Annotated in this window: 1 protein-coding gene; it reads right to left on the minus strand. The window is 71.7% G+C overall.

The window, feature by feature from the left end; genetic code table 11:
* On the minus strand, positions 1 to 2213 hold a 2213-nt coding region (locus AC1D01_RS31095), incomplete at its 3' end, for a condensation domain-containing protein (protein WP_477873323.1).
* Positions 2214 to 2226 lie beyond the last annotated feature (13 nt).

The following is a 2226-nucleotide window of genomic DNA, read 5'->3' on the forward strand; positions in this document are numbered from 1 at the left end:
CCTTCATAGGCACGCAGCACCTCGCCGAGCAGCAGCGAGCTGCTCCAGCCGTCGAGCAGCAGGTGGTGCGCGGTCCACACCAGGTGGTGGCGATCGTCCTGCGTACGCAGCAGCGCGACGCGCATCAGCGGCGGCCGCGCCAGGTCCAGCGGCGCGGCGAGTTCGGCCTGCGCGAAAGCGTCCAGCTCGGCACCAGGACGGCCGCGCCAGTCCTGCACCGACCACGGCAGCTCGGCGCGGCGCGCCACCCACTGCAGTGGCGGCTGCGCGATGAAGCCGCTGCGCAGCACCTCGTGGCGTGCCAGCACCGTGGCCCAGGCGGAGCGGAATCGGGCCGCGTCGAGCCCGTCGAGGTCGACGCGCAGCTGCGTGCGGTAGGCCGCGCCGCCGTCATCGACCAGCGACTGGAACAGCATGCCGGCCTGCATCGGCGACAGCGGGTACAGGTCGTCGAGGTTCTGCAGCGGCAGCGCCAGCCCGTCCAGCGTCGACGGGTCGATGCGCGCCAGCGGGAAGTCCGACGGCGTGACGCCGAGCGCACCGCCGGTGCAGTGCGCGATCAGCGCGAGCAGCTCGCCGCGGAACGCATCGATGAAGCGCTGCACCTCGACCGCATCGTGGCGCGCCGGGCTGTAGCGCACGCTCAGCGCGAGCTGGCCGTCGTACACCTGCCCGTCGATCGAGAACTCGTGCGCGTGCGCTGCCGATTCGTGCACCGCGGCGCCTGAACGTTCGCGCGCCGGCCTCCAGGGCGCGGCCTCGTCGAAGCTGCCGTCGAACTGGCCGAGGTAGTTGAAGACCACCTGCGATGGCGGCAGCGCGCGCAAGGCCTGCTGCATCTCGGGCGGCCCCCTGTGTTTCAGCACGCCGTATGCCAGGCCGCGCAGCGGCATGGCGCGCAGGGCCTCCTTGACGCGCTTCAGCGCCGCGCCGGGTTCGCCCAGCGGGTCCAGCACCACCGGGAACAGGCTGGTGAACCAGCCCACGGTGCGCGACAGGTCGATCTCGTCGGCGATGTCCTCGCGGCCATGGCCTTCCAGGTCGATGCGGATGCGCGCGTGGCCGCTCCAGCCGCACAGCGCACGGCCCAGGGCGGTCAGCAGCAGGTCGTTGACCTGGGTGCGGTAGGCGGCAGGGGCGCGCTTCAGCAAGGCCTCGGTCTGGGTGGTGTCGAGGCGCAGCTCGGTGGTGGTCTGCTGACCGGCGAGCTTGCCGCCTTGGGGGCGTGCGACCGGCAGTTCGACAGGCGCGTGTAGCCCGGATGCCAATCCGGGATCCCCCTCGACCGCCGCGTCCCGGATTGGCATCCGGGCTACGAGTGCGCTGCTCCATTCCTGGTAGCTGCTCGTCTTCGGCGGCAGTTCAACGGCCTGACCCGCAACACACTGCGCATACGCCCGCTGCAGGTCTTCCAGCAGAATGCGCCACGACACGCCATCGACCACCAGGTGATGCACCGCGAGCATCAACCGCCAGCTGCCATCGTCCACCTCGATCGCGAGGCCGCGCAGCAACGGGCCGCGCACGATGTCGAGGCTGCGCTGCACTTCGTCGCACAAGGCCTCGATCTCCGGCGCACCGGCGGCCCGCCGCACCCACAGCAGTTCGCGCTGCGGGCTCGTGTCGTGCGGTGCGTAGGCCTGGTGCCACGCACCCGCCGCATCCTGCGTGAAACGCAGCCGCAGGCTGTCGTGATGCCGCACCAGCGCCGCCAGGGCCTGGGCCAGCGCATCGGGCTGCAGCGGCTCGCGGCTGTGCAGCAGCAGCGACTGGTTCCAGTGGTGGCGGTTCTTCATCGGCAGCGCGAAGAACTCATGCTGGATCGGCAGCAGAGGCACCTCGCCGACAGGCTCCTTCGCCGGGCGCGCCGCGCGCCCCTCCTCGGCCTGCGCCAGCAGCGCCAGCAGCGCCGGCGTCTGCCGCTCGAACACCTGGCGCGGCGTCAGCACCCAACCGAGCACGCGCAGCCGCGCGACGATCTGCAGGCTGAGGATCGAATCGCCGCCCAGGTCGAAGAAGTTGTCATGGCGCCCGACCCGCGGCACGCCCAGCAGCTCGGACCACAGCGTCGCCAGCGCCTGTTCGACCTCGCCTTGCGGTGCCTCGTAGCGGTCGCCGTCGGCCTGGGCCTCGATCGGCGGCAAGGCGCGCCGGTCGACCTTGCCGTTCGGCGTCAGCGGCAGCACGGCCATCACCGCGATGGCGGCCGGCACCATGTAGTCCGGC

The organism is Rhizobacter sp. P3_B12 (assembly GCF_056402895.1).